Below are 26,724 nucleotides of genomic sequence, written 5' to 3' on the forward strand. Positions count from 1 at the left end.
CGCGCTCACCCCTCCACCGGGACGGCGTACGCGAATCCACCGTCCACCATCAGGTTCGCCACGGTCTCCAGCTCCGGCGGATTGCCCGCCAGCCGGAGCAGGAAGGCGTCGAAGTCGTCGCCGCACGGCAGCAACAGCCGCTCCACCCGCTCCTGGACCGTCCAGCCGTCACGGTCCCGCGCGTCGTCATACGCACAGAACCACACCGAGCCGATCGCGTCACCCTTCACCTTGACCGCGATCACCCCGCCCTGGACGAAGCCCACGCCCAGATAGTCCTTGGTGAAGTGGTCCCGCAGACACTTGTTGATATAGACGAGGTCATTGACCGCCGCCTCGTCGCGCACCGTGAAGAAGGGCTGGTCGATCAGCAGCCCCAGCTCCGGGTCGAGCGCCGTGCCGACCGGTGCGCAGCCCCCCGCCGCCTTGAGGAAGGCGCGGTACGAATCGGGCAGCCGGTAGCCGAGGTCCTCCTCGACGCCGAGCACCTGCTCCTCGGCGACGGAGATGCCCCGCAGCGGCAGGCCCACATGCATCGGCCGGGTCTCCTGCAGCGGGCGGGTGCCCCGCTTCTCCTGGTCGACCTGCGCCGTGGCGAGCCCTCCGTGGTGCCGCAGCAGCGCCTTGACCTCGACCGGGATCAGCTCCATGCGCCGGGTGCCGACGACGTGGTGCCAGGTCCAGCCGTGCGGGGTGGCCACCGCCGACGCCCCGTTCCACAGCTCGTGACCGGTGGCGTGCAGCGCCGCGTTCGCCGAGACGTAGTCCGTCAGCCGGAGCTCGTCGACGCCGAACCCCTCCGGGGGCTCGGCGATTTCGGCGGCCGCACGCGCATACGGCGAGAAGTCCGGAAAGCCGTTTTCGTCCACACGGACGCCCTTGGGGTGGCGCGCGGCCCGGACCGGATCCGGGAAGTGCACGACCTGCCCGGCGTAGGCCGTGTTCGGTGGCGCGGCATGCTGCCCGAGCCGACCTGTCGTCATGGCGGTTGCCCCCTGCTGATGCTGGCTACTGGGCACAGCCTATGCGGTGACGCAACCGTCCGAACCGGGCGGCCATCCACCCTCACGACGGCCTCCGTCCCCACCAGGTCGTTCAGACCCGGACTACCGCAGCGCCCGCGGGATTTGGCAATCTGATCATTGCAACCGGGGGATTGCACAGGGAGGGATCCACCACATGCACATCACGCAGAGCAACGGAGGCGGCGACGGCGCCACCCCCGCGGCCGGCGACCCCCGGCTGAGATGGAGCAGCGTCGACCCCGACGCCGGCCCACCACCGCTCCACCGCCGCCGCGACGGCATCCTGCCCGCCGTCGCGGCCGCGCTGTCCGTCCGCGGCGAGACGCTGACCTGCACCGGGGGCAAGGCCGACCAACCGCCGACACTCCATCCGCTGGTGCGGGAATTCCTCGACGCGCTCGCCAGCGGCCAGCGTGAACGATTCACCGGCCGCTGCCCCGAAGTGATCCTGCTCTCCCGCCATCTGGCGAACGTCGAGGCGGGCCGCTCCAAGCGCGCCTCCCGCAAACCGCTCACCCAGGGTGAGGCCCGCCGCTCCCTCAAACAGGCCAAACTCACCACTCGCCGGATCCGGGAGGCGGGCGACCCGCAACACGGCAGCTACGCCCCGCCCTGTCTGTCCTGCGCCGCGCTGCTGGCCCATTTCGGCGTACGGGTGGTGGGTGAGAGCACGTGAATCAGGCACATCAAGCACCACAAGCACCACAGACGGTCCAGGCCCCGCCGGGAACACGGGCACCGCAGCCGACACGCCCGGCGCGGCAGTCGATCGACCGCTTGGACGTCACCCGCTTCTCCGTCGCCGTCGACGCCGCCCTGCGCGAGGCGGGCTGGCAGCCCGGCCACTGGGACATGCGGCGCGCCGAGGTCTGGGCCGACACCCTGCGCGCCCACACCTCCCCCGCGGGCCACCGGCACGCCGTCTTCCCGGCGGCGGTCGAGGCATGGGCGGAGTTCGGCGGGCTGCACATCCAGCCGCCCGGCGCGGGCCGCGAGATCGCCCCGACCCCGTTCCGCATCGATCCCCTGCTCGGCCTCCACCTCGCCCGCACCCTCGGCGACCTGGGCCGGGCCCTGGAGACCGAGGTGAGCCCGCTGGGCGAGGAGGCCGACGGGCAGGCGGTGTTGACCATCGACGCGGAGGGACGGGTCTACAGCCTCGACCACACCGGGGACTGGTACCTCGGCCCCACCCTGGACGCCGCCCTCAGCACCCTCGTCACGGGCGCGCTCCCGGCCAGGCTGACCCGCGCGTAACGCGCGCCGTACCGCGCGCAATCCGACCGGGCGAAGGCGCCCCGTAGGGGCGCGGGGCTGTGTCGATACGCGGCTCCGCCGCGGCTGCGCCGATATGCGGCTCCGCCGCGTGGGCGACCAGCCACGACGGCGCCGCGGACGAACGACGGCGGCTCAGGGCACTTCCAGCGGAGCGCTCAGGCGCTCTTCGCCCGCTCCACGCCCCCGCCGCGGCCCTCGGCCGCGGCGCGGTCCGCACGAGACGTCCCGTCCGTGTGATCCGTGTCATCCGGACGGCCGGGGCCGTCCGGGCGGCCGTCCGTCCCGTCCGGGATGACCGCCGACACCCGGAAGCCACCCGCCTCCGTGGCCCCCGACACAAAGCCCCCGCCGAGCGTCGAAACCCGCTCCCGCATCCCCACCAGGCCGTTCCCCCCGCTCGGCAGCCCCGCGTCCGCCGCGCCGCGCTCCGACGGCCCGTTCTCGACCAGGACCGCGACCTCGGCGGTGCGGTGCGCCACCCGGACCCGGGCACTCGCGCCCGGGGCATGCTTGTGGACGTTGGTCAGCGCCTCCTGGACCACCCGGTAGGCCGTCTGCTCCACCGGAGCCGCGTACCGCCGCTCCTCGCCCTCGACCGAGAGCTCCACGGCCATTCCCGCCGCCCGGGACTGCCCGACCAGCGCCTCCAGCTCCGCCAGCCGCGGCCCCCCGGCCACCTCCACGCCCTTCCCGGCCGCCCCCGCGGCCTCGGCGGCCTCCGCGGCGGCCGAGGCCGCGGCCGCCACCCCCGCCAGCGGCCTCTCCTCGGCGGAGGACCCGGCAGCATCGGCGGCGCCGGAGGAGGAGAGCCCGGCGACGGCCGAAGACGAGGACCCGGCGGCGAACGCCGCCCCCGCCCGCAGACCGTCCTCCGACCGCAGGACCCCCAGCATCTGCCGCAGCTCCGTCAGCGCCTGCCGCCCCATGTCGCCCACCAGCGCCGCGTTCTTCGACGCCTTCTCCGGATCCTTGAGCGCCACCGCCTGAAGCGCCGCCGCGTGCACCACCATCAGGCTCACCCGGTGCGCCACCACGTCGTGCATCTCCCGCGCGATCCGGGTCCGCTCCTCGTTACGGGCCCACTCGGCCCGTTCCTCCGCCCGGTCCGCGAGCAGCGAGAGCTCCCGCTCCAGACCGTCCGCCCGCTCCCGCAGGCTCTCCACCAGCCGCCGCCGCGCCCGGACGTACAGCCCCAGCAGCACGGGCGGGGCGGTCAGCCCCAGCGTGAGCACCATGGCGAACATCGGGGCCTCCCACACAGAGGTCCCCAGACCACTCTGGGGATTGTCCCGGCGGAGGCCGATCACCGTGACGAGAAAGCTGCCCACCGCAGCCATTCCGGCCAGCACCGCCGTGATCCGGCGCGGCACCTCGGACGAGGCGAGGGTGTAGAGCCCCACGACGCCGAGCAACAGACCCATTTCGGCGGGGGTGACCGCGATCGATATCAGCACCACGGCGATCGCCCAGCGCCGCCGCAGCACCAGCGTGCCACCGACGAGCACGCCGATCAGCACCCCGGCGACCACCGGAATCCGGGCATCGTGGGCGAAACCGACACCCTCCGCCGCGCACTCGATCGACGACGCCCCGGCGAGCAGGACATCGAGCCCCATACTTCGCCGCCGCGCCCACCACCACGGCCCCGCGGGCGCGCCCCGCGCGCCCGCGGTCTCTTCCCCCGTCGAACTCATAGCGACCAGCCTACGGCCGGGCGCCAGCGCTTTTCCCGGGGACACGACGGCGCGGAGAAGACTCGAACATCAGGTAAAACCACCCATTTAACTCGAACGAATGAATCGCCCATGTTTTCGACCCACCGCGTCCGGATGTCGAACGACCCTGTGGCCATGAACGAACCACGGCGCCGCGACGGCGACAGCGTGGGCGGCCTGCTCGACGGAACGACCACGTTCGAAGAACTGAGGGAACGGGCGATCGCGTTACGGAAGCAGGGGATGAGCCGCAGACAGATCCGCGACCGGCTGAAGGTGAGCAACAACGACATCCTGAACCGCCTCCTGGAGGGCGAGCCGCCACCCGACTGGACCAAGCGCCCCAACGCCAAGGACGACCTACGGGCCAGGGCGCGCGAGATGCGACTCCAGGGGATGACCTACGACAGGATCCAACTGGAGCTGGGCTGCTCCAAGAGCTCCATCTCGCTCTGGGTCCGCGACCTGCCCAAACCCGACCGCCCGCCCCGCACCCGGGAGGAGGCATCGGCCATCGCCAAGCGGGGCTGGGAAGCGACGATGCGGCAGCGGGAGATCGAGCGGCAGCAGACGAAGCTCTCGGCGGCGCGGGAGATCGGCGCGATGACGGACCGGGAGCTTTTCCTGGTCGGCGTCGGTCTCTACTGGGCCGAGGGCACCAAGAGCAAGCCCCATCGCCTCAGTGAAGCCGTCGTCTTCATCAACAGCGACCCCGACATGATCCAGACCTATCTCGCATGGCTCAGCCTGCTCGGGGTCCAGCCGGAACGCATCCGCTATCGGGTGATGATCCACGAATCCGCTCAAGTGGCCGACGCGGAACGTTACTGGGCGAGCCTGGTCGGCGTGGGTGTCGACACCTTCGAGAAGACCACCCTGAAGAAACACAACCCTAAGACCGTCCGGAAGAACACCGGCGAGCACTACCGAGGGTGCCTGGTGATCCGCACCCTCAAAGGGGCTGACCTATACCGTCGCATTGAAGGCTGGTGGTACGGCATAGTGGTGGGAGCCAGGTCGACGATCTAGCGGGTTGTCCGATTTGGCACCTTTTGCCATCCCCTGTGGTGTAATGGGCAACACGTGGCGCTTTGGACGCTTTGTTCCAGGTTCGAGTCCTGGCAGGGGAGCTTCAAGTTCGGGTCCTGACTTCCCGGCTCGGGACCCTCCTTCCTTTCCGCCCGGAAACCTCTCGGTATCCTGCGGGTGTCCACCCCCGAAGCCGAAGGGCACACCCGTGAGCGCCAACCGCCCGGCAGCCGTCGTCGTCCTCGCAGCGGGTGAGGGCACCCGCATGAAATCGGCGACCCCGAAGGTTCTGCACGCCCTCTGCGGCCGCTCCCTCGTCGGGCATGTCGTCGCCGCCTCCCGTGAGCTCTCCCCCGAACATCTCGTGGTCGTGGTCGGCCACGCCCGGGAGCAGGTCTCCGCGCATCTGGCCGAGACCGACGCCGAGGTGCGCACCGCCGTCCAGCACGAGCAGAACGGCACCGGGCACGCCGTCCGGATGGGCCTGGAGGAGCTGTCCGACAGCGGGGTCGCCCTCGACGGCACCGTGATCGTCGTCTGCGGTGACACCCCGCTGCTGACCGGCGGGACGCTCCAGCGGCTCGCCGCGGCCCACGACGCCGACGGCAACGCCGTGACCGTGCTGTCCGCCGAGGTCCCCGACGCCACCGGCTACGGCCGGATCGTGCGGGAGGACGCGACCGGCGCCGTCACCGCGATCGTGGAGCACAAGGACGCCACCGACGCGCAGCGCGCGATCCGCGAGATCAACTCCGGGGTCTTCGCCTTCGACGCCCAGCTGCTCACCGACGCCCTCGGTAAGGTGCGCACCGACAACAGCCAGGGCGAGGAGTACCTCACCGATGTGCTCGGCATCCTGCGCGAGGCCGGGCACCGGGTGGGCGCGTGCGTGGCGGGCGACCATCGCGAGATCGTCGGGATCAACAACCGCGTCCAGCTGGCCGAGGCCCGCAGGCTGCTGAACGAGCGGCTGCTGGAGCGGGCGATGCTGAGCGGCGTGACCGTCGTCGACCCCGCCACCACCTGGATCGACGTGACCGTCACCTTCGAGCCGGACGCGCTGGTCCACCCCGGCACCCAGCTGCTGGGCGCCACCCACCTGGCCACGGACGCCGAGGTGGGGCCGAACTCCCGGCTCACCGACACCACCGTCGGCCAGGGCGCGGCCGTCTCGTTCACCGTCGCGGACGGCGCGGAGATCGGCGCGGGGGCGAGCGTGGGGCCGTACGCGTATCTGCGCCCCGGGACCCGGCTGGGGGCCAAGGCCAAGGCCGGCACGTATGTGGAGATGAAGAACGCCACGATCGGCCAGGGCACCAAGGTGCCGCATCTGTCCTATGTGGGCGACGCGACGATCGGCGAGCAGACCAACATCGGCGCCGCCAGCGTCTTCGTGAACTACGACGGTGTGAACAAGCATCACACCACCATCGGCAGCCACTGCCGGACCGGAGCCGACAACATGCTTGTGGCTCCCGTCACGATCGGGGACGGCGCATACACCGCCGCCGGATCGGTCATCACCAAGGATGTACCCCCGGGCTCGCTCGCCGTCGCACGCGGACAGCAGCGGAACATCGAGGGTTGGGTCGCCCGCAAGCGCCCCGGAAGCGCCGCGGCGCGAGCCGCCGAGGCCGCTCGTGGGGAGGACGAGGGCCGGCAGTGACATCTGCACAGGTACGCCGTGCGGGGCGTACGGTGAGAAGTGCACCAAAGTGACATCCAAGGAGACTTGTTGTGACCGGGATCAAGACGACCGGCGAGAAGAAGCTGATGCTCTTCTCCGGCCGCGCCCACCCCGAGCTGGCCGAGGAGGTCGCCCATGAGCTGGGCGTCAGCTTGGTCCCGACCAAGGCATTCGACTTCGCCAACGGCGAGATCTACGTCCGCTTCCAGGAGTCGGCACGCGGTGCCGACTGCTTTTTGATCCAGAGCCACACGACTCCGATCAATAAGTGGATCATGGAGCAGCTCATCATGATCGATGCGCTGAAGCGGGCCTCCGCGCGCTCGATCACGGTGATCGTTCCGTTCTACGGCTACGCCCGTCAGGACAAGAAGCACCGTGGCCGTGAGCCCATCTCGGCCCGGCTGGTCGCCGACATGCTGAAGACGGCGGGTGCCGACCGGATCCTCACGGTCGATCTGCACACCGACCAGATCCAGGGCTTCTTCGACGGCCCGGTGGACCACCTCTTCGCGCTGCCGGTGCTCGCGGACTACGTGGGCGCCAAGGTCGACAAGTCCAAGCTCACCGTGGTGTCGCCGGACGCCGGCCGGGTGCGGGTCGCGGACCGCTGGTGCGACCGGCTGGGCGCGCCGCTGGCGATCGTGCACAAGCGGCGGGACCCGGACGTGGCCAACCAGGTCACGGTGCACGAGGTGGTCGGCGATGTGCGGGGCCGGGTGTGTGTGCTGGTCGACGACATGATCGACACCGGTGGCACGATCTGCGCGGCGGCGGACGCGCTGTTCGCGAACGGCGCGGAGGACGTGATCGTGACCGCCACCCACGGTGTGCTGTCGGGTCCGGCCGCGGACCGGCTGAAGAACTCCAAGGTCAGTGAGTTCATCTTCACCAACACTCTGCCGACTCCGAACGAGGTGGAGCTGGACAAGGTGACCGTGCTGTCGATGGCGCCGACGATCGCCCGCGCGGTCCAGGAGGTCTTCGAGGACGGCTCGGTGACCAGCCTGTTCGAGGAGCAAGCGTGAGCGGCTTAACCTCCCCGAATCGGACGTAGAGGCCACTCCCGTCAGGGGGTGGCCTCAGCCATTGGTAGAATCGTTGAGTTGCTCGGCGAGGGAGGCCGCTTCTCACAGCGGCTGTCCGTTATCGACGCGCTCTTCGTAGCAGGTCTGTCGTGGGCCGGGTGACGCCCACACACCGTAAACGATCTACGAGGAGTGCCCCATGGCCGAGGTCAAGATCGCCGCTAAGCCCCGCACCGAGTTCGGCAAGGGTGCCGCCCGCCGCACCCGCGCCGCCGACCGCGTTCCCGGCGTGGTCTACGGCCACGGCGTCGAGCCGCTGCACGTCACGCTGCCGGCGCACGACCTGCTGATGGCGCTGAAGACCCCGAACGTGCTGATCCGTCTGGACGTCGAGGGCGGCAAGGACGAGCTGGTCATCCCGAAGGCCGTGCAGCGTCACCCGATCAAGATCGGCGTGCTGGAGCACATCGACCTGCTGCTGGTGCAGAAGGGCGAGAAGGTCACCGTCGAGGTGCCGATCATCACCGAGGGCGACCTGGCCCCGGGCGGCAACCTGCTCGAGCACCTGCTGAACGCCCTGCCGGTCGAGACCGAGGCGACCCACATCCCGGAGTCGGTCACCGTCTCCATCGCGGGCCTGGACGCGGGTGCCACCATCCACGCCAAGGACATCACCCTCCCGGCGGGCACCACGCTGGCCGTCGAGGAGGACGCGGCCGTGCTGCAGGTGGTCGCCGCCCAGGCCGAGGCTCCGGCCGAGGAGGGCGCCGAGGGCGGGGCCGAGGGCGCCGAGGCGTAATCTGCGCCTGCTCCCTTTTCGCTTCCGCGGCCGCCGTCCCGCCCCCCGGGGTGCGGGACGGCGGCCGTCCTCAAGGAGAGACATCAGATGACGGACGACACGAGCCCCTGGCTTGTGGTGGGCCTCGGCAACCCCGGTGGCGAGTACGCGGGCAACCGCCACAACGTCGGCTTCATGGTGGCCGATCTGCTGGCCGAGCGGATGGGCGCCCGTTTCAAGGCGCACAAGTCGCGGGCCCAGGTCGTCGAGGGCCGGGTGGGTCCACCCGGGCCGGCGAGCCGCCGCGTCGTGATCGCCAAGCCGATGTCGTTCATGAACCTCTCGGGCGGTCCGGTGACCGCGCTGCGCGACTTCTACAAGGTGCCGGTCGGTCATGTCGTGGCCGTCCATGACGAATTGGACATCGATTACGGCGCGCTGCGGTTGAAGATCGGCGGTGGTGACAATGGCCACAATGGGCTGAAGTCGATCACCAAGTCGCTGGGTGCGGACTACTGCCGGGTGCGCTTCGGAATCGGCCGCCCGCCGGGCCGGATGGATGTCGCGGCGTTTGTCCTCAAGGACTTTTCCGCTGCGGAGCGCCGGGAGTTGGACTACTTCGTGGACCGCGCGGCGGACGCGGTGGAGACGCTCATCGCGGACGGGCTGGAGCGCGCGCAGGGGACGTACAACTCCTGAAAAACGCCGTTCGCCCGTTTGTTCGGCGGAAGGTTGACCGGCGGCCCGGGGATGGCGAGGATCGCCGCCATGGCTTCCACCGGTGTGACCAAGCGCAGCCGTACACGGCGGGCGGGCGAGAGCGCGTACGGGTTCCTGTTGCTCGCGAAGAACGTGGCGATGACGCTCGTCGCGCTGCTGATCCTGGTCGCCGGGGTGTGGTCCTCCTGGGGCGACGCCAAGCCGTCGACGCTGACCAAGGGGCTTGAGCGCGGCACCGTCACGGTCTCCGACTGCGGCGACGAATGGTGCACCGGCTCCTTCACCCCGGCCCGCGAGGGCGGCAAGTCCCGTGGCCGGGTACGGATCGACGAGGCCGTCACGAACGGGACGGGCGACCGGGTGCCCGTCGCCCTCAAACCGGGCACGGACCACGCCGTCCGCACCGGCGCCGCCGGCATCCTCCACGCCTGGGTCCCCTTCGGCGGCTCCCTCCTCCTCAGCTCCCTGATCGTCGCGGGCGGCCTCGGCCTACGCCGCACGGGCTGGGCCATGGGCCTGCTGGGCGCGGCACTGCTCGGTGCCTCCTTCGCCACGCTTACGCTGTAGCGCTCACCGGGTCCCCCTCCTGCGTCCGGGCTCGCTCTTCGTCCCGGGACCACCTCGCCGTGGTACGACCGCCCTTCGTGGCTTGGGCAGTTCGGCACCGCCGGACACGACGGTGGGGGTCCTCGCCGTCGCGGCGGGGAAGAAAAGCCGTACCCGGCAGACAAGCCCCGTCCCCGAGCCGGGAAAACGTGCCCGGCAACGCCGAAGCGCACACGGGCAGTTCGGCACCGCCGGACACGACGGTGGGGGTCCTCACCGTCGCGGCGGGGAAGAAAAGCCGTACCCGGCAGAGAACCCCCACCCCGAGCGGGGACGTGCCGGGCAACGCGCGGCGGACCGCCGGGAGCGCGCGCCGACGAGCGGTGAAGCAAGGCGCGGCGTACCCGCCAGGGGGCCGGGCTTGGCAGCGGCGGAGCCTGGTGCCTGGCGAGGGGGCCGGGGGCGGAGCCCCCGGAAATCTCACTACCTCAGCGACACCATCGGGCGGGGCCCGCTCCGTCAGGAGTGGGCCCCGCCCGGTGTCGGGTGCACGCCGTCGTCAGCCGGTGTTGCGGAGGCCCGCCGCTACGCCGTTGACCGTGAGGAGGAGGGCGCGGGCGAGCAGGGGGTCAGGGTCCTCGCCCCGCTCGGCCGCGGTGCGCTGGCGGTGGAGCAGGGTCACCTGCAGATACGAGATCGGGTCGAGGTAGGCGTCCCGGACGTGGAATGTCTGCTTCAGCACCGGGTTGGAGTCGAGGAGTTCCCGTCCACCCGTGATCCGCAGCACCTCCCGCACCGTCAGCTCGTGCTCCTCCTGGATCACATCGAAGACATGCTTCAGCTCATCCGGGACGAGCGTGTCGACGTAGTGCCGGGCGATCCGCAGGTCCGTCTTGGCCAGCGTCATCTCGACGTTGGAGAGGAAGTTGCGGAAGAAGTGCCAGTGCTGGTGCATTTCGTCGAGGACCTTGTCGAGTCCCGCCTCGCGGGCGGCCTTGAGGCCGGAGCCGACGCCGAACCAGCCGGGGACGATCTGCCGGGACTGGGTCCAGCCGAAGACCCACGGGATGGCCCGCAGCCCGTCGAGCCCGGCGCCGGAGTCGGGGCGGCGGGAGGGCCGGGAGCCGAGGTGGAGTTCGGCGAGCTGGTCCACCGGTGTGGAGGCGAAGAAGTACGCGGGCAGGTCGGGGTCGTCGACGAGCGTGCGGTAGGCGCCGTGCGCGGCTTCGGAGACGGTTTCCATGGCCGCGTCCCAGCGGGCGAGCGCCTCGTCGGACTGGCGCGGGGCGGTGTGCAGGGCGGATGCCTGGAGCGTGGCGGCCACCGTCAGCTCCAGGTTCTCGCGGGCGAGCGAGGGCACGAGGTACTTGTCGGAGATGACCTCGCCCTGCTCGGTGACCTTGATCTCGCCCTCGAGGGTGCCCCACGGCTGCGCGAGGATCGCGTCGTGGGTGGGGCCGCCGCCGCGGCCGACGGTGCCGCCGCGGCCGTGGAAGAGCCGCAGCCGTACGCCGTGCCGGTGGGCGACGTCGCGCAGCAGCCGCTGGGCGCGGTGGATCTCCCACTGGGAGGTGGTGATGCCGCCGAACTTGGAGGAGTCGGAGTAGCCGAGCATGACCTCCTGGACGTCGCCGCGGAGGGCGACGAGCCGCCGGTAGGAGGGGTCGGCGAGCATCTCGTCGAGCAGCTTGTCGGCGATCTTCAGCTCTTCGGTGGTCTCCAGCAGCGGAACGATGCCGATCTTGGCCCAGCCCGCGTGGAGGTCGAGCAGCCCGGCCTCGCGGGCGAGGACGGCGGCGGCGAAGACGTCGTCCGAGCCCTGGCACATGGAGATGATGTACGACTCGACGATCTCGGGGCCGAAGCGCTCGAAGGACTCGCGGATGGTGTGGAAGACGCCGAGGGTCTTGGCACCGGCGGCGTCCAGCGGCGCGGGGGTGGGGGCGAGGGGGCGCCGGGAGCGCAGCTCCTTGGCGAGCAGCTTGCGGCGGTAGTCGCGCGGCATGTCGGCGTAGCGCCAGGACTCCTCGCCGAGCCGGTCGAAGAGCTGGCCGAGGGCGTGGTGGTGGGCGTCGGCGTGTTCCCGGACGTCCATGGTGGCGAGCTGGAGACCGAAGGCGGCGAGGATCCGGATGGACCGTTCGAGCCGGCCGTCGGCGATGAGCCGGCCGCGGTGGGCCCGCAGGGAGTCCTGGACGAGGTGGAGGTCGGCGAGGAGCTCACCGGAGCCGAGGTAGTCGCGGCCGGGCTGGTGGGGGGTGTCCCCGGCGAGCCGCTCGCGGGTGTTGACGAGCTTCTGCCGCATACAGGTGGCCTTGAGCCGGTAGGGCTCCTCGGCGTTGAGCCGCTTGTAGCGCGGGCTGATCTCGGGCAGCAGTTCGAGGTCGCGCTGGAGGGAGGCGAGGAGCTCCTCGGAGGCGCCGGTGTTGCGGATGGAGCTGGAGAGCGCGGCGCGCAGCTCGTCGACGATCTCCAGCGCGTCGGTGATGCCGTGCTCGTGCTGGAGGATCAGGACGTCGCGGGTCACCTCGGGGGTGACGTTGGGGTTGCCGTCGCGGTCGCCGCCGATCCAGGTGCCGAAGGTGAGGGGGCGGGTGGTGGCGGGCAGCTCGACGCCCACGCGCATCAGCTCCGCGGTGAGGTCCTCGAGGACGTCGCCGACGGCTCCTGCGTGCAGCTCGTCGAGGTAGTAGATGGCGTTGCGGGCCTCGTCGGCGGGCTCGGGGCGGGCGACGCGCAGCTCGTCGGTCTGCCAGAGCAGGTCGATGCTCTCGGCGAGCCGCAGGTCGGCGCGGCGGGCGTCGCCGCCGACGGCGAGGGTGTCGAGCAGCTCGGCGATGCGTCGGAGCTTGGTGAGGACCGTGCGGCGGGCGGCCTCGGTGGGGTGGGCGGTGAAGACGGGGCGCACACCGAGGTTGGCGACGGTCTCCCGGAGGTGCTCGGGGTCGGCGTCCTTGAGCTGGTCGGCGGTGCGGGCGAGGATGCCGCCCTCGGCTGCGCGGCGGGCGCGCAGCTCGCGGCCGCGGTGCACCTGCTCGGTGACGTTGGCCAGGTGGAAGTAGGTGGAGAAGGCGCGGACCAGCTTGGCGGCGGTCTCGAGGTCGGTGGAGCCGAGCAGCTCGGCCGCGGCCTCGCCGTCACTGCGGGTGAGGGCGCGGACGCGCTCGACGAGTTCGAGGAGGTCGTGACCCTCCTGTCGGACGAGGGTCTCGCCGAGCAGGTCGCCCAGACGGCGGATGTCGGCACGCAGGGCGGCGTTGGTGTGGTCGGCACTGCTCACAGGTGCGGGCTCCTTGCAGTGAACGGGATTCGAATCGCGGCATCAGAGGGTGCGCGGCGGGTGCCGCGGGCTGCTGACCCGGTGCTTTCGGCCATGTGCGGACCGCGCTGTCCGACGCTCACCAGGATAGGCGGCACGCCCCTGTGTGAGACCAGAGCCCTATTGCCCCGCTTCCCGGCCCTGCCATACTTACGACGCCGTAGGTTACGCATCCGTAGCCATGCCCCCGAGCCCCACGAGGGATCCCATGACTGCAAGCCCCGACGTGGTCAACGACACGCCGAAGGCCCAGGAGGCCCCGCTTCCCTCCGCCACGCTCGGCGGGGACAGCAAGCGCTCCATCGAACAGATCACCCTTCTCCTGTTCATCACCGTCCCCTTCGTCGCGCTGCTCGCGGCTGTCCCCCTGGCCTGGGGCTGGGGAGTCAGCTGGCTGGATCTGGCGCTGCTGGTGTCGATGTACTACATCGGCTGCCACGGCATCACGATCGGCTTCCACCGCTACTTCACCCATGGCTCGTTCAAGGCGAAGCGGCCGCTGCGGATCGCGCTGGCGATCGCGGGGTCGCTGGCGGTGGAGGGACCGCTGGTCCGCTGGGTGGCCGATCACCGCAAGCACCACAAGTTCTCCGACGCGGAGGGCGACCCGCACTCCCCGTGGCGGTACGGCGAGACCATTCCGGCCCTGCTCAAGGGGTTGTGGTGGGCCCATATCGCATGGATGTTCGATGAAGAGCAGACGCCGCAGTCCAAATACGCACCGGATCTGATCAAGGACGGCGCCATCCGGGCCGTCTCCCGGCAGTTCGTGGTGTGGACCGTGGTCTCCCTGATGGTGCCGCCGGTGATCGGCGGACTGGTGACCTGGTCCTGGCAGGGCGCGGTGACCGCCTTCTTCTGGGGGTCACTCGTCCGGGTGGCTTTGCTGCACCATGTGACCTGGTCGATCAACTCGATCTGCCACGCGGTGGGCAAGCGCCCGTTCAAGTCGCGGGACCGCTCCGGCAATGTGTGGTGGCTCGCGGTGCTCTCGTGCGGCGAGTCCTGGCACAACCTGCACCACGCGGACCCGACCTGCGCCCGGCACGGGGTGATGCGGGGGCAGCTGGATTCCAGCGCCCGGATCATCCGCTGGTTCGAGAAGGCGGGCTGGGCGTATGACGTCCGGTGGCCGAGCCAGGACCGTATCGATGCCCGCCGTCAGAAGGAAACCGCCGGAGCGGCATGATAGACGGCGTGGCGACCGACAGTAATACCAGCGGTGAAAGGGACCGGCCGCGCCGGGCCGGCCGGTCCTCCGGAGCCGGGGCCCGGCGGCCCCGCCGGGTCCGGATGACCGGCAAGGAGCGCCGGGAGCAGCTGCTGGACATCGGTCGCACGCTCTTCGCCGAGCGCGGCTTCGAGGGCACCTCGGTGGAGGAGATCGCGGCGAAGGCCGGGGTCTCCAAGCCGGTGGTCTACGAGCACTTCGGCGGCAAGGAGGGGCTGTACGCGGTCGTGGTGGACCGCGAGATGCGACGGATGCTCGACATGGTCACCACATCCCTCACCGCGGGCCATCCGCGCGAGCTGTGCGAGCAGGCCACCTTCGCCCTCCTGGACTACATCGAGGAGTACACGGACGGCTTCCGCATCCTCGTCCGGGACTCCCCCGTCGCCCAGTCGACGGGCACCTTCGCCTCCCTGATCAGCGATATCGCCACCCAGGTGGAGGACATCCTGGGCCTGGAGTTCAAGGCCCGCGGCTTCGACCCCAAACTGGCCCCCCTCTACGCCCAGGCCCTGGTGGGCATGGTCGCCCTGACCGGCCAGTGGTGGCTGGACGTCCGCAAACCCAAGAAGGCCGAGGTCGCCGCCCACCTGGTGAACCTGGCCTGGCACGGCCTGGACGGCCTGGAGCAGAAGCCCCGCCTGATAGGCCATCGCAAGTCCTGACCCTCCCGGGACTGGTCCGCGCGTCCCCCTGTCGGGATGATGGGGACCTTCGGGGGAGGGGGAGACAGGACATGAGTGCGGGGGAGCGGTCCGAGGCGCGCCGGAAGGCGGTGGCCGTGGGGCCGGGCGTCTGTCATGCGCTTGGTCTGATGATGCCGGCCATCACGGAGTGGGTGCGCGCCGCTGCCTCCGGAGCCGTACCCGGGCAGCGAGGCGCTGGGGACCCCCGTGGGAACTCCGCTGGGGAGCCCGCCGGGACTCGTCGGCGGGCGTGAAGCTCCGCTGGACGGGAGGACGCCGCCCGCGAAGGAGGTCTTGTCGTCCCCCTCGACCACCTGCGGCAGCACGAGCACGGCGAACGCGAGGGCGGCGGCCACCAGTATCCAGATGCCGCGCTGCCGCTGCTCCTCGCTGCCCCCGCCCATGCCCGGATCCGCCCCGCCCGACGCGCCGCTCATGGCCCTCCCCCGAGAAACGTGGCCACCGCTTTGTTGTTCAGCTTTGTTGTTCAGCGCGTCAACGGTCTCATGACATAGCGCTTCAGGGGAGCGCCGCGGAGCCTCAGTCGCGCCGGCGTCCCGCCTTCACCTCGCTGACGAACGAGGCGAAGGCGCCGGCGGGGAAGGTCAGGACGGGGCCGGTCGGGTTCTTGGAGTCGCGGACGGCGATGTGGGTGCGGAGGTCCGCGACCTCGACGCACTCATTGCCCTCCGGGCCGCTGTAACTGCTTCTGCGCCAGACTGCGGCTGCCATACCACCGGTGGATATGCGATCGCTCATGAAGAGAACTCCTGTCGCACGGTCCCCAGCAGCCGCAGGGACGCTGTCGAGTCGGCTGCCTGTGAACGAAGGTAATCGAACGACAACTTATAGGAAGACACCGCGTCCACGTCGTCAAGGTACAAGCCCCTGCGCCGCATCTCGATGTACACGACGGCCATGGAGTTGAGCGGGTTTCGTGCGTCGTCCCGGCCGAGGATGACGAAGTGCCCGGACCCCGCAGCATGGGCTCCAGCCGTGAAAGGGAGCAGCTGGATATCGACGTTCGGGCGCTGCGCCATGTCGTAGAGGTGGTCCATCTGCTCGGCCATCACCGCCTCATCACCCACGATGCGCCGGAGTACGGCTTCGTCCAGGATTACCCACAGGTGCAGGGGCACTTGCCGGTCAAGGATGCTCTGGCGCTGCATACGGGCGTCGACCATGCGCTCGACCTGCTCGTTGGGGGTGCGCAGTTCACTCGCCCGGTGGATCGCGGTCGCATAGGAACGGGTCTGAAGTAGTCCGGGCACGACGTTGTTCGCGTACACGTGCTCGTACTCCGCCTCATGCTCGAACGAGACCAGGGGATCGATCCACTCCGGTACCGCGCTGTTGCCGACCCACCAGCCCTCGGATTGCGACTTGACGACGCGCACCAGCGCGTCCCGTTCCTCTGCGGATGCCTCGCAGGCATCGGCCAGTGCCTTGACCGTGGCCCAGCGAATACGCGCGCGGTCCTGCCACGCCTCGTACCGGCTCACTGTCGCCTTGCTCACGCCCGCACGCTCGGCGACTTGCGTCTGCGTCAGGCCACAACGCTCACGCAGCGCGATCAGCCCCCGCGCGATCTGCATGCGTCCGGCCGGTCCCGTCATCGTGGCGGTCATCCCACGCTCCCTCCCGTCGAGTCCGCCGAGCGTATGCGGCGATGCACATCGAGTTGACTGCTCCAGCGAGTCAGTCACCCACACTGGTGAACTCTACTGACGTAAAGGCCAGTTGTTGGAATTCAATGGCAAGCTCCTCGTGAAGGTCGAAGATGCACCAGCCGAACGCCGCAAGGGAGCCACCCATGACACCGCACACCCCCACCGCCCTGGCCGTCGCCGCCGGAGCCCGGTTATCCGACGTCGAACGGGCCTGGCGAACCGGGCGGGCCGTGGAGGTGCCCATCGGGGCGGCGTGGAACGTCACGCGCGTGACCGGCACGATCGGGGCAGCCGCCCTGCACCGGCTGCGCGCGAGAGGCACCGCCCTCGGGCTCGTGCTGGACGTGCCGCTGCGGGCGACGGTCGAATTCCTCGCGCCGCCAGGCTGCTCCGCGAGCTGGCCGCCGCTGACCGGCACGCGCTGCGTCGCCTCCGGCGTCATGCGCTGGCCGTCACCCGTGGCGAACCTCCTCGCCGGTCGCCGGGCCGCCTGCGGGCGGCGCTGGATCGTGGGGCCGACCACGGCGGGCCCGCTCACCACCGACGGCGACGAGCTGTGCGAGGCCGTCGCCGCCGCGCTCGCCCATCTCGCCGGAGTGTGGCTCTCCGATGTCCGTACCAAGGGAGCCGGTCGTGGACCAATGCGCCGCGTCTCTTGAGGCGGTCGGCGCCGCGCTCGGCAGCGCCACCCGCCCGCAGACGCTCATCCTGTGGACGCTGCCCGGCGACGATCTCGCCTCCGCCTCCACGGCCCGTCGACACGTGGCCGGGACGGCGCGTTCATGGGGGTTGCCCAGGGAGACCACCGAGGCACTGGAAACCGTCGTCGGGGAACTCGCCGCCAACGCACTGGAACACACCGCCAGCCGCTCGGTCGCGGTCACGCTCGCGCTGGCCGGGCGCTCGGCCGTCGTCACCGTGACCGATGAGGGTGCGGGCGACATCCCGGTCACCGCTCTGCCCGAGGGGGACGACGAGCACGGCCGCGGCCTGTTCATGGTCGCGGCACTGGCATACCGCTGGGGCGGGCGACGCTCCCGCGAGGGACTTACCGTATGGGCCGAGGTGATCACGGGAACGCGACTTCCGCGGGAAGGGGCTACACCGTCACCCGGCTCACCCCGGACCGGAACGGCTGAGCGTCACGGCCTGACGATGGCCTCTCCGATGACGAAGCCCTTGGCGGGGCCGTCGGGGATGACGGCGTCGGTGCCGTAGGGCACGCGGTGCTCGTCGGCGTAGACGGCCTTGTCGGGGTCGGGCGCCGTGAGGATGACGACCGTGCCGTCGCCGTCGAAGTCGTCGATCAGGACGTAGAGCGGGATGCCCGCGCGGGCGTAGGCACGGCGCTTGCGCTTTCTGTCGCGGGAGCGGGCCTCGTGACCGGGCGAGACCACCTCAAAGGCCGCCTTGACCCCGCCTGCGTCCACTCCGAGATCTCCCTCGTCGGGGATCTCGTCGAGGTCCTCAGGGGCGATGAAGAGGTCGGGGATCCACACCTTACGGCGGTGGATGACATTTACGTCGTGGTACGTGACATCGTCGCCGTCTGCGAGATGGGCCTCCAAGGCCCGGCGGAGGCGATTGATGATCACGCCATGACGGCGACGACCGGTGGGCGACACCTCGATGAACTCCTCGATGATCTCGGCCCGGTAGCCCTCGGGGAGTTCCATGGCCTTCCACGCCTGCCACAGCACCTCGTCCAGGGACACAGCTTCCTGCCCGGCGACCGGGGGCAACCCGTCGTCCACGGCAGAGCACGGCTCATGCGCGAGAGCGGTCATCGTGAAGCACCTCCTCCATCAGTCTGGGCGCCGACGCCACTGCGGCACAAGCGACACCGTGACGCCATGCGTCCGCGAGGGCTCAATCACGGCAAACATCGAACTGATCATCCGATCGGGTGATATCACCCGATCGGCTCCAGGAACTCCAGCCGGTTGCCGACCGGGTCCTCGGAGTAGAAGCGGCGGTGCCCCGGCAGTTTCTCGTCCCAGACGACCTCGGCGCCGTGCCCGGCGAGGCGGGTGGCGAAGGCTTCTATGCCGACGACCCTGAGACCCGGGTGGGCCTTGCGGGAAGGGCGGAAGTCCGGGTCGATGCCCAGGTGCAGCTGGACCGGGCCGCGGGCGAACCACAGGCCGCCATTCGCGGCCAGGGCGGCCGGTTTGGGGGCCTCGGTCATGCCGAGCACCTCGCCGTAGTAGGCGCGCAGGGCGGATTCGCTGCCGGGTGGGGCGGCGAGCTGTACGTGGTCGAGGGCCGTGATCATCGGGGGGCCTTGTGGGCGACGACGAAGACGCGGCGGAACGGGAAGGCCGTGCCATGGGGGGCGGCGGGGTAGGCGTCGCGGAGGAGGGCGGCGTAGGTGGCCAGGAAGCGGTCGCGGGCGGGCGGGTCGTCGGCCAGGGCGGTCAGGACCGGGCGCAGGGCGGTGCCCTTGACCCAGTCGAGGACGGGGTCGGGGCCGGTCAGGATCTGCACATAGGTGGTCTCCCAGGCGTCGACCTCGCAGCCGAGCGCCGCCAGGCGCGCCAGGTACTCGGTCGGCTCCAGGACGCCACCGGGGTCACGGACGCGGTCGGCGAGGCGGTCGCGCCACTCGGGGGCGTTGCACAGGTCGCGCAGCAGGGTGTGGCTGGGGGCGGTGAAGTTGCCGGGGACCTGGAAGGCGAAGGTGCCGCCGGCGCGCAGTCCGGCCAGCCAGGTGGGGAAGGCGTCGGGGTGGCCGGGGACCCACTGGAGGGCGGCGTTGGAGACGATCAGGTCGTAGGGCTCGTCAGGCGCCCAGTTCCGCACATCGGCCTGCCGGAGGTCGAGGCGGCCGCCGCCGGTGGTGGCGCCCGCGAGGGGCCGGGCCTCGGCGAGCATCTCGGCGGAGTTGTCCAGGCCGGTGACCTGGGCGTCGGGCCAGCGGTCGAACAGCAGGGCGGTGACGTTGCCGGGGCCGCAGCCGAGGTCGGCGATGCGGGGCGGGCGGCCGGGGTCGGTGGGCAGCTCGGGGACGCGGGCCAGCAGGTCCAGGAAGGGGCGGACGCGGTGGCCGGCGTGGCGCAGATACTGCCGAGGGTCCCAGTTGGGCGCGGTGGTCATGATCGGTCCCCCTGCGGGTACGGTCGATACGAGGCGCCTGGGTCGCTTCCACGCGTCCCGGCGTCTTACCGTGCTCCACGTTATCTCTTGATGTCAAGAGACTTCATGTCGACAGACCCACTACACTGATCGCCATGGAGGACGAGGTCGATCGGCTGGTCGCGGCGTGGCGGCGGGAACGCCCCGACCTCGATGTGGAACCGCTCGAAGTGCTCAGCCGGGTCAGCCGGCTCGCCCGCCATCTCGACCGGGCACGGCGGATCGCCTTCGCCGAGCACAATCTGGAGCCCTGGGAGTTCGACGTCCTGACCTCGCTGCGCCGGGCCGGGTCCCCGTATCAGCTCTCCCCCGGGCAGCTGCTGACCCAGACTCTGGTCACCTCGGGCACCATGACCAACCGCATCGACCGGCTCGCCAAGAAGGGGTTGGTCGAGCGGGGGCCCGACCCCAGTGACCGGCGCGGTGTGCTGGTCCGGCTGACCGCCGAAGGGCGTGACCGCGCCGATCAGGCACTGGCGGGGCTGCTGGAACATGAGCACGCCATCCTGGCCGAGCTCTCCCAGGCCCAGCGCGCCGAACTGGCCGCGCTGCTACGCCAGCTGACCGCCCCGTTCGACAATCTCCCCGGCTAGGTCGACCGGGCCCACACCGGCGCGCCGGGCCAGCGCCACGGCCGCCAGCGTGGAGTGGACGCCCAGCTTGCCCAGCACGTTCTGCATATGGGTGCGGACGGTGTGCGGGGAGAGGAAGAGCCGCTCGGCGACCGCCTTACGGCCGAGCCCGGCCACCATGCAGCGCAGCACCTCCCGCTCACGCGGCGTCAGCGACTCGACCAGCCGCTCACTTTCGGTACGGTGCTTACGGGCGGCCGTCAACTCCCGCAGGACGCCGGTGAGCAGAGCGGGCGGCAGATGGGTCTCCTCCCGCAGCACCCCCCGGATGACCGCGAGCAGCCGGACCAGTGAGCAGTCCTTGGCGACCCAGCCGGACGCCCCGGCCTGGAGCGCCGCCGCCGCGCGGCGCGGATCGTCGCGCTCGGCCAGCACCACGGTGCGCACCCCCGGCTGGGCGGAGCGGACCGCGCCGACGAGCGATATGCCGTCGGCCGCCCGGCCGTTCACCGCCCGGGCGGGACCGCCATGGGCCCCACCGTGCGGCCCGCCGTGCGCGCCGACATGCGCCCCGCCAGGGGTGCCGCTGTGCGCCGTGCCGTTCGCCCCGCCGTACGGCAGCTCGGCCGGTACCGGAAGCGGTGGCCCCACACCGTCGGCGGCCGTGCCCAAGTCGGCGTCGACCAGCAGGATGTCGAAGCGGCGCCCCTCCGCCGCCCCACGCTCCAGACAGCGCAGTGCCGCCGGCCCACTTCCGGCCGCCGCCACGTCCACGTCCTGCTCCGCCGCGAGGGCGGCCGCTAAGGACTCGGCGAAAATACGATGGTCGTCGACCACGAGAACCCGAATACGTGCCACGAACAACCCCCCACGTCGCCGGATGAAAGATCCCGGATACACCGAGAAAAACAGTGCGGGTACGGCGCCCGACGCAAGGTCACCACAACCCGCACGGCCGCCGCCGTGCCCTGATTGCTACCCCACCCCGGGCGTCGTACCTGACTGTCTCGCCCCCTGATAAGCGTCGGCCCCCACCGACGCTGTACTCAGAGTAAGGCCGTGGTCTCATATAGGAAGCGGATTAGCGAAACTGACCGCTCTCGCCTGTTCACTGTGGGTTTCTTGTTCGCTCTTGGGGAGTACGAGATCCAACAGCGGCGAAAAATTACCGGGGGGCGATCGAGGGCCGGTGGGTACGGCCCCTTACAGCCGCCGCGCCCCCGCACTCGGCACCGCCGGGAAGATCCGCGGCGCCCGGTGCCCGGCCGCGCCGAACGCCTCGGTCACCGACTTGCTCACCGCCTCCGCGTCCGCCTCGGCCACCAGCACGATGGCCGAGCCGCCGAAGCCGCCCCCGGTCATCCGCGCCCCGAGCGCCCCCGCCGCGCATCCCGTCTCCACGACCAGGTCGAGCTCGTCGCAGGAGATCTCGAAGTCGTCGCGGCAGGAGGCGTGCCCGGCGGTCAGCACCGGCCCGATGGACCGGATGTCCCCCGCGTCGAGCCGCTCGATGACCTCCTCCACCCGCCGGTCCTCGGTCACCACATGGCGCACCCGCCGCCGGGTGGCCGCGTCGCAGCCCAGCCGCTCCAACTCGGCGAGCGTCGCGTCCAGCCCCTCGAAGGGCACGTCCCGCAGCGCCCGCACCCCGAGCGCCCGCGCGGCCGCCTCGCACGCGGCGCGCCGGCTCGCGTAGGCGCCGTCGCCCAGCTCGTGCTTGACGCGGGTGTCCACGACCAGCAGCCGCAGCCCCTCGGCCGCCAGGTCGAACGGCACCTGGCGCTGGGTGAGATCACGGGCGTCGAGGAAGAGGGCGTGCCCCTCGGTGCAGCACGCCGACGCCATCTGGTCCATGATCCCGCAGGGCACGCCCACGAACGCGTTCTCCGCGCGCTGGCACAGCTGGGCGATGCGCGGCGGGGTGAGCCCCAGCCCGTACAGATCGTTGAGCGCGGTGGCCGTGACCACCTCCAGCGCGGCAGACGAGGACAGTCCGGCGCCGGTGGGCACGGTGGACGCGAAGTGCAGATCCGCACCACCGGCCTCGCCCGTCAGCAGCCCCGCCTCGCGCAGCGCCCAGACCACTCCGGCCGGATAGGCGGCCCAGCCGCCGCGGTCGCCGCCGCCCGCGACCGGCGAAAGCTCCTCGACCCGCAGCTCGACGACCCCGCCCGGGACGTCGCCCGAGTGCAGCCGCAGCGCCCCGTCGGTGCGCGGGGAGGCGGCGGCCAGGCAGGTGTGGGGCAGGGCGAGCGGCATCACGAAGCCGTCGTTGTAGTCGGTGTGCTCGCCGATCAGATTGACCCGGCCCGGCGCCGCCCAGACGCCGCCGGGCTCGGTGCCGTAGACCTCGCGGAACTCCGCCGTGACCCGCCCGGGGCCGTGCTCGTCCGTCACTGACTCTCCCTCCGCTGCGCGAACTCCCATGCGTCCGCGACGATTCCGGCCAGGTCGGCGCGGGTCGGGCGCCAGCCCAGGCGCTCCTTGGCACGCTCGGCGGAGGCCACCAGGACCGCCGGGTCGCCGCCGCGGCGCGGGGCGGCGATCTCCGGGATGGGGTGGCCGGTGACCTGGCGCACCGTCTCGATGACCTCGCGGACGGAGAAGCCGTTCCCGTTGCCGAGGTTGCAGATCAGGTGCTCACCAGGATTGACTCCGCGGCGCGCAGCGCCTCCGTTGAGGGTGGTGGTGGGAGACGGGAGGGCCGCGTCGAGGGCGAGCAGATGGGCGTCGGCGAGGTCGGCGACGTGGATGTAGTCGCGGACGCAGGTGCCGTCGGGGGTGGCGTAGTCGTCGCCGAAGACCGAGATGGCCTCACGGCGGCCCTGGGCGACCTGGAGCACCAGGGGGATGAGGTGGGACTCGGGGTCATGGCGCTCGCCGTACGCCCCGTAGGCGCCCGCGACGTTGAAGTACCGCAGGGAGACCGCGGCCAGGCCATGGGCGGCGCACTCACCGCTGATCATGTGGTCGACGGCGAGCTTGCTGGCCCCGTAGGGGTTGGTGGGCGCGGTCGGGAGATCCTCGGTGATCGGGACCTGGTCGGGCTCCCCGTAGGTGGCGGCGGTGGAGGAGAAGACGAGGGTGCGCACCCCGGCGCCGCGCATCGCGGCGAGCAGCTCGGTGGTGCCGCCCACATTGTTGACCCAGTACTTCTCGGGGTTGACGACGGACTCGCCGACCTGGGAGAACGCCGCGAAGTGCAGTACGCCGTCGTAGGAGGGGTCGAGCCACTTGGCGGCGTCCTGGATGCGGCCCTCGATGAACTCCGCGCCCTCGGGCACCCCGGCGCGGTGGCCGGTGGAGAGGTCGTCCAGCACCGTCACCCGGTGCCCGGCTTCGAGCAGATGCGCCGCGACCACGCTGCCGACATAGCCGGCACCGCCGGTGACCAGGTACTTCTTCTGCTGCGCATTGCTCACTTGCTCGCTACCTCTCGCAGTCGCTCAGCCGCGGCCTCCGGCGGCACATCGTTGATGAACACATTCATGCCGGATTCGGAACCCGCGAGAAACTTCAGCTTGCCGGAAGTGCGGCGGATGGTGAAAAGCTCGAGGTGAAGTGCGAATTCACCGCGGTCGGCCATGCGGTACGGCGCTTGGTGCCAGGCGGAGATGTAGGGCGTGGGCGGCTCACCCTCCCCGAAGATCCGGTCGAAGCGCTTCAAGAGTTCCAGATACATCTGTGGAAACTCCGTGCGCGCGGCCTCGTCCAGCGCCGGCAGGTCCGGGACCCGCCGCTTCGGGTAGAGGTGCACCTCGTAGGGCCAGTGGGCGGCGTAGGGGACGAACGCGACCCAGTGCTCGCCGTCGAGCACCACCCGTCGCCCGTCGGCCAGTTCATCGGCGACCACATCATCGAACAGATTCCGACCGGTGGCCTCACGGTGCTCGCCAAGTGAACGGAGCATCAGCTGTGTACGAGGGGGCACAAAGGGATACCCGTAGATCTGGCCGTGCGGATGGCCGAGGGTGACGCCGATCTCCTTGCCGCGGTTCTCGAAGCAGAAGACCTGCTCGACGGCGGGGTGTTGGGCCAGCTCGGCGGTGCGGTCGGTCCAGGCGTCGAGCACCAGAGCGGCCTGTTCGGCGTCGAGGTCGGCGAAGGAGGCGTCGTGGTCGGAGGTGAAGCACACGACCTCGCACCGGCCCGAGTCACCGGCCAGCGACGGGAAGCGGTTCTCGAAGACCACGACGTCGTAGTCGGAGGCGGGGATCTCGCTGTGCCGCCCCTCGCGGGAGGGGCACAGCGGGCATTCGTCGGCCGGCGGGTGGTAGGTGCGGGCCTGGCGGTGGGAGGCGATCGCCACCCGGTCGCCGAGCAGGCGGTCGTGCCGGATCTCCGAGCGGGTCGCGATGGGGTCGAGCGGCCGCTGGTCGACGGCGTCGCGCACCGCGTCGTCGCGTGCGTCGTAATAGATCAGCTCGCGTCCGTCCGCGAGCCGCGTCGCCGTCTTCTTCACTCCGCCAGCTCCTGTCAGGTGCACCCAACACAACTCAACATAATGAACCACAAGCCAACAGCGGCGTCAATGCGCGGCGTAGGCGCTCGGACAAACCACAAGAATTCGGATACGTTCACCGAACGTTTCTGGTGCATTCCGTTCAGGCGATGAGGCGAGACCATGCACTATCTGGCCGAAGGGCTACGGCTGCCCACCAACGCACTCGACTACACGATCCTGATCCTCTATTTCGTCGTCGTCCTCGGCGTGGGATTCGCCGCCAGAGCGAGCGTCAAGACCAGCCTCGACTTCTTTCTCTCCGGCCGGTCGCTGCCCGCGTGGGTCACCGGTCTGGCCTTCGTCGCCGCGAACCTGGGCGCCCTGGAGATCCTGGGGATGGCCGCCAACGGCGCGCAGTACGGGGTGTACACGGTGCACTGGTACTGGGTCGGGGCGATTCCGGCCATGGTCTTCCTCGGCCTGGTGATGATGCCGTTCTACTACGGTTCCAAGGTACGGTCCGTCCCCGAGTTCCTGCTGCACCGCTATGGACCGTCCTCGCATCTGCTCAGCTCGATCATCTTCTCGGTCGCGTCGGTACTGATCGCGGGGGTGAACCTCTACGCGATGGCGATCGTGGTGGAGGCGCTGCTGGGCTGGCCGCAGTGGGTGGCCATCGTGGTCGCGGGTCTCTTCGTGCTCGCGTACATCACCCTCGGCGGACTCTCCTCGGCGATCTACAACGAGGTGCTGCAGTTCTTCGTGATCCTGGCCGCCCTGATCCCGCTCACCGTCGTCGGCCTCCGGCGGATCGGCGGCTTCGGCGGGCTCAAGGACTCGCTCACGGACTCGCACGGCCCCAACTTCGTCTCCGCCTGGGGTGGCACCGGCATCGGCTCGTCCAACCCGCTGGGGGCCAACTGGCTGACCATCGTGCTGGGCCTCGGCTTCTGTCTGAGCTTCGGCTACTGGACGACCAACTTCGCCGAGGTGCAGCGCGCCCTGTCGGCCAAGAACCTCTCGGCCGCCCAGCGCACTCCGCTGATCGCCGCGTTCCCCAAGATGTTCATCCCGCTGATCGTGGTGGTCCCCGGGCTGATCGCCCTGGTCATGGAGCCGGACATCGGTTCGAAGACGAGCGGGCTCCAGTACAACGACGCGATTCCGCTGCTGATGAGCGAACTGCTGCCCAACGGGGTGCTGGGGCTCGCGGTGACCGGGCTGCTGGCCGCCTTCATGGCGGGCATGGCGGCCAATGTGTCGTCCTTCAACACGGTCTTCACCAACGACATCTGGCGGGCGTATGTGCAAAAGGGCCGCCCGGACGGGTACTACCTGCTCACCGGGCGGGTGGTGACGGCGATCGGGGTGCTGGCCGGTATGGGCACGGCCTTCATCGCCTCCTCGTTCAGCAACATCATGAACTACCTCCAGACCCTGTTCTCGTTCTTCAACGTGCCGCTGTTCTGCGTCTTCATCATCGGGATGTTCTGGAAGCGGGCCACCGCCGCGGCGGGGTTCTGGGGGCTGCTGTGCGGCACGGTGGCCGCGATGATCAACTACTTCTGGCTCTATCTGGGGGATGTCATCGCCATCCCCAGCGACCAGGGCGCCAACTTCGTCTCCGCCATCGTGGCGTTCGTGGTCGGCGGGGTGGTGATGGTCGCGCTGACGCCGTTCACCAAGCCCAAGCCGGTGGAGTCGCTGGCCGGTCTGGTCTACGGCACCACGGCGCCCGGGGTGGCCGAGCCACCGGCGCCGGGCGACGAGGCGTGGTACCGCCGTCCGGCCGTGCTGGGCTGGAGCGCGCTGATCCTCGCGGCCCTGTGCTACATCCCGTTCTCCCTGTGACCCTTCCGGG

General features: G+C 70.5%; 26 protein-coding genes and 1 tRNA gene. 15 read left to right on the forward strand and 12 right to left on the reverse strand.

Annotated elements, in window-relative coordinates:
- Nucleotides 1–5 precede the first annotated feature (5 nt).
- Nucleotides 6–983, reverse strand: coding sequence for an HNH endonuclease (locus ACMTAK_RS20335; RefSeq protein ID WP_413807543.1), 978 nt, complete (start codon nt 981–983; stop codon nt 6–8).
- 196 nt (nt 984–1,179) lie between these two features.
- On the opposite strand from ACMTAK_RS20335, the gene ACMTAK_RS20340 reads away from it, so the two are divergent.
- Together ACMTAK_RS20340 and ACMTAK_RS20345 are read left to right on the forward strand one after the other, a co-directional pair.
- Nucleotides 1,180–1,701, forward strand: coding sequence for a YwqJ-related putative deaminase (locus ACMTAK_RS20340; RefSeq protein ID WP_413807544.1), 522 nt, complete (start codon nt 1,180–1,182; stop codon nt 1,699–1,701).
- A 92-nt stretch (nt 1,702–1,793) separates the two neighbouring features.
- Nucleotides 1,794–2,282 carry an SUKH-3 domain-containing protein gene (locus ACMTAK_RS20345; protein ID WP_044581511.1) on the forward strand — a complete coding sequence of 163 codons (489 nt, stop codon included), beginning with the start codon at nt 1,794–1,796 and terminating at the stop codon, nt 2,280–2,282.
- A gap of 176 nt (nt 2,283–2,458) precedes the next feature.
- On the opposite strand, the gene ACMTAK_RS20350 is transcribed toward ACMTAK_RS20345, so the two are convergent.
- Nucleotides 2,459–3,997 (reverse strand): sensor histidine kinase, encoded by a 1,539-nt coding sequence (locus tag ACMTAK_RS20350; RefSeq protein WP_413807545.1) that lies wholly within the window; start codon nt 3,995–3,997, stop codon nt 2,459–2,461.
- A gap of 156 nt (nt 3,998–4,153) precedes the next feature.
- Between ACMTAK_RS20350 and ACMTAK_RS20355 the strand changes: the two genes are divergently transcribed.
- The 7 genes from ACMTAK_RS20355 (at nt 4,154) to ACMTAK_RS20385 (ending at nt 9,827) form a co-directional block, all read left to right on the forward strand.
- Nucleotides 4,154–5,047 (forward strand): hypothetical protein, encoded by an 894-nt coding sequence (locus ACMTAK_RS20355; RefSeq protein WP_413807546.1) that lies wholly within the window; start codon nt 4,154–4,156, stop codon nt 5,045–5,047.
- Nucleotides 5,048–5,076: 29 nt separating this feature from the next.
- Nucleotides 5,077–5,148, forward strand: a tRNA-Gln gene (locus ACMTAK_RS20360).
- A gap of 107 nt (nt 5,149–5,255) precedes the next feature.
- Nucleotides 5,256–6,713 (forward strand): bifunctional UDP-N-acetylglucosamine diphosphorylase/glucosamine-1-phosphate N-acetyltransferase GlmU, encoded by a 1,458-nt coding sequence (gene glmU / locus ACMTAK_RS20365; protein WP_413807547.1) that lies wholly within the window; start codon nt 5,256–5,258, stop codon nt 6,711–6,713.
- A 71-nt stretch (nt 6,714–6,784) separates the two neighbouring features.
- Nucleotides 6,785–7,762, forward strand: a complete 978-nt coding sequence (locus ACMTAK_RS20370; RefSeq protein ID WP_413807548.1) for a ribose-phosphate diphosphokinase — start codon at nt 6,785–6,787, stop codon at nt 7,760–7,762.
- Nucleotides 7,763–7,961: 199 nt separating this feature from the next.
- The gene (locus tag ACMTAK_RS20375) at nt 7,962–8,561 is read left to right on the forward strand and encodes a 50S ribosomal protein L25/general stress protein Ctc (RefSeq protein ID WP_413807549.1); all 600 of its coding nucleotides are present in this window, start codon (nt 7,962–7,964) and stop codon (nt 8,559–8,561) included.
- An 87-nt stretch (nt 8,562–8,648) separates the two neighbouring features.
- Nucleotides 8,649–9,239 (forward strand): aminoacyl-tRNA hydrolase, encoded by a 591-nt coding sequence (gene pth, locus ACMTAK_RS20380; protein WP_037950921.1) that lies wholly within the window; start codon nt 8,649–8,651, stop codon nt 9,237–9,239.
- Nucleotides 9,240–9,308: 69 nt separating this feature from the next.
- On the forward strand, nt 9,309–9,827 hold the full coding sequence (locus ACMTAK_RS20385; RefSeq protein ID WP_413807550.1) for a hypothetical protein: 519 nt from the start codon (nt 9,309–9,311) through the stop codon (nt 9,825–9,827).
- Between the two features lie 538 nt (nt 9,828–10,365).
- Here ACMTAK_RS20385 and ppc read toward each other — a convergent pair.
- Nucleotides 10,366–13,086: a phosphoenolpyruvate carboxylase gene (gene ppc / locus ACMTAK_RS20390; protein ID WP_413807551.1), complete on the reverse strand. Its 2,721-nt coding sequence runs from the start codon at nt 13,084–13,086 to the stop codon at nt 10,366–10,368.
- Between the two features lie 247 nt (nt 13,087–13,333).
- Between ppc and ACMTAK_RS20395 the strand changes: the two genes are divergently transcribed.
- Together ACMTAK_RS20395 and ACMTAK_RS20400 are read left to right on the forward strand one after the other, a co-directional pair.
- Nucleotides 13,334–14,314, forward strand: a complete 981-nt coding sequence (locus ACMTAK_RS20395; RefSeq protein ID WP_413807552.1) for an acyl-CoA desaturase — start codon at nt 13,334–13,336, stop codon at nt 14,312–14,314.
- Nucleotides 14,311–15,021, forward strand: a complete 711-nt coding sequence (locus ACMTAK_RS20400; RefSeq protein WP_413807553.1) for a TetR family transcriptional regulator — start codon at nt 14,311–14,313, stop codon at nt 15,019–15,021. Before ACMTAK_RS20395 ends, ACMTAK_RS20400 begins: the two co-directional genes overlap by 4 nt.
- A 561-nt stretch (nt 15,022–15,582) precedes the next feature.
- Here the strand turns inward: ACMTAK_RS20400 and ACMTAK_RS20405 are convergent.
- On the reverse strand, nt 15,583–15,801 hold the full coding sequence (locus ACMTAK_RS20405) for a DUF397 domain-containing protein (RefSeq protein WP_413807554.1): 219 nt from the start codon (nt 15,799–15,801) through the stop codon (nt 15,583–15,585).
- Entirely contained in the window at nt 15,798–16,670 is an 873-nt protein-coding gene (locus ACMTAK_RS20410; protein ID WP_413807555.1) for a helix-turn-helix domain-containing protein, read from the reverse strand. Before ACMTAK_RS20410 ends, ACMTAK_RS20405 begins: the two co-directional genes overlap by 4 nt.
- 185 nt (nt 16,671–16,855) lie before the next feature.
- Here ACMTAK_RS20410 and ACMTAK_RS20415 point away from each other — a divergent pair, with 185 nt between their 5' ends.
- Together ACMTAK_RS20415 and ACMTAK_RS20420 are read left to right on the forward strand one after the other, a co-directional pair.
- Nucleotides 16,856–17,371 (forward strand): hypothetical protein, encoded by a 516-nt coding sequence (locus tag ACMTAK_RS20415; RefSeq protein WP_413807556.1) that lies wholly within the window; start codon nt 16,856–16,858, stop codon nt 17,369–17,371.
- The gene (locus ACMTAK_RS20420; RefSeq protein WP_413807557.1) at nt 17,346–17,930 is read left to right on the forward strand and encodes an ATP-binding protein; all 585 of its coding nucleotides are present in this window, start codon (nt 17,346–17,348) and stop codon (nt 17,928–17,930) included. The genes ACMTAK_RS20415 and ACMTAK_RS20420 overlap by 26 nt, the downstream gene beginning before the upstream one ends.
- On the opposite strand, the gene ACMTAK_RS20425 is transcribed toward ACMTAK_RS20420, so the two are convergent.
- The 3 genes from ACMTAK_RS20425 to ACMTAK_RS20435 form a co-directional block, all read right to left on the reverse strand.
- Complete coding sequence (locus tag ACMTAK_RS20425; protein WP_413807558.1) at nt 17,855–18,499, reverse strand: Uma2 family endonuclease; 645 nt, start codon at nt 18,497–18,499, stop codon at nt 17,855–17,857. The genes ACMTAK_RS20420 and ACMTAK_RS20425 overlap by 76 nt on opposite strands.
- A gap of 125 nt (nt 18,500–18,624) precedes the next feature.
- Nucleotides 18,625–18,987, reverse strand: coding sequence for a VOC family protein (locus tag ACMTAK_RS20430; RefSeq protein WP_413807559.1), 363 nt, complete (start codon nt 18,985–18,987; stop codon nt 18,625–18,627).
- Nucleotides 18,984–19,808, reverse strand: coding sequence for a trans-aconitate 2-methyltransferase (locus ACMTAK_RS20435; protein ID WP_413807560.1), 825 nt, complete (start codon nt 19,806–19,808; stop codon nt 18,984–18,986). The genes ACMTAK_RS20430 and ACMTAK_RS20435 overlap by 4 nt, the downstream gene beginning before the upstream one ends.
- Nucleotides 19,809–19,942: 134 nt before the next feature.
- Between ACMTAK_RS20435 and ACMTAK_RS20440 the strand changes: the two genes are divergently transcribed.
- Nucleotides 19,943–20,440, forward strand: coding sequence for a MarR family winged helix-turn-helix transcriptional regulator (locus ACMTAK_RS20440; protein ID WP_413807561.1), 498 nt, complete (start codon nt 19,943–19,945; stop codon nt 20,438–20,440).
- Here ACMTAK_RS20440 and ACMTAK_RS20445 read toward each other — a convergent pair.
- From ACMTAK_RS20445 to galT, 4 genes are all read right to left on the reverse strand, one after another.
- Nucleotides 20,399–21,277, reverse strand: a complete 879-nt coding sequence (locus ACMTAK_RS20445) for a LuxR C-terminal-related transcriptional regulator (protein ID WP_413807562.1) — start codon at nt 21,275–21,277, stop codon at nt 20,399–20,401. The two genes, ACMTAK_RS20440 and ACMTAK_RS20445, sit on opposite strands and share 42 nt — an antisense overlap.
- A gap of 345 nt (nt 21,278–21,622) precedes the next feature.
- The gene (gene galK, locus ACMTAK_RS20450; protein ID WP_413807563.1) at nt 21,623–22,816 is read right to left on the reverse strand and encodes a galactokinase; all 1,194 of its coding nucleotides are present in this window, start codon (nt 22,814–22,816) and stop codon (nt 21,623–21,625) included.
- Entirely contained in the window at nt 22,813–23,841 is a 1,029-nt protein-coding gene (galE, locus tag ACMTAK_RS20455; protein ID WP_413807564.1) for a UDP-glucose 4-epimerase GalE, read from the reverse strand. The genes galK and galE overlap by 4 nt, the downstream gene beginning before the upstream one ends.
- A complete protein-coding gene (gene galT, locus ACMTAK_RS20460) occupies nt 23,838–24,881 on the reverse strand; it encodes a galactose-1-phosphate uridylyltransferase (RefSeq protein WP_413807565.1) in 1,044 nt (347 codons plus the stop codon). Before galT ends, galE begins: the two co-directional genes overlap by 4 nt.
- A 162-nt stretch (nt 24,882–25,043) precedes the next feature.
- Between galT and ACMTAK_RS20465 the strand changes: the two genes are divergently transcribed.
- Nucleotides 25,044–26,714, forward strand: a complete 1,671-nt coding sequence (locus ACMTAK_RS20465; protein WP_413807566.1) for a sodium:solute symporter family protein — start codon at nt 25,044–25,046, stop codon at nt 26,712–26,714.
- Nucleotides 26,715–26,724: the final 10 nt, after the last annotated feature.

The sequence above is a fragment of the Streptomyces lacaronensis genome (genome assembly GCF_047337785.1).
Classification (GTDB): Bacteria; Actinomycetota; Actinomycetes; order Streptomycetales; family Streptomycetaceae; genus Streptomyces; species Streptomyces lycopersici.